The 339-nt window shown below is 69.6% G+C and carries 1 protein-coding gene; it reads left to right on the forward strand.

All coding sequences use genetic code 11. The features are described 5' to 3' along the window. Nucleotides 1–339: alpha-galactosidase (locus tag SB660_RS19430; protein ID WP_410583879.1), on the forward strand; the 339-nt coding region annotated here is incomplete at both ends.

The following is a 339-nucleotide window of genomic DNA, read 5'->3' on the forward strand; positions in this document are numbered from 1 at the left end:
ACCCCGAGTGGATCCTCGCCCCGAAAGCCGGGGTGGGCCTTCCGGCGCGCAACCAGTACGTGCTTGATCTCACGAACCCCGCCGCGTTCGAGCATGTGCGCGACGCCATCTCGGACCTCGTTTCCCGCTACGACATCGACTTCATCAAGTGGGACCACAACCGCGACCTGCTCGAGGCCGTCACGCGGGGCACGGATCCGCAGCGCCCCGCCGTGCACGCGCAGACGCTCGCGCTGTACCGTCTGCTCGACGAGCTCGGCGGCCGCTTCCCGTCGCTCGAGATCGAAACCTGCTCCGCGGGCGGCGGGCGCGTCGACCTCGGGATCCTGGAGCGGACCT

Source organism: Bacillus sp. SIMBA_005 (assembly GCF_046535585.1).
Classification (GTDB): Bacteria; Bacillota; Bacilli; order Bacillales; family Bacillaceae; genus Bacillus; species Bacillus pumilus.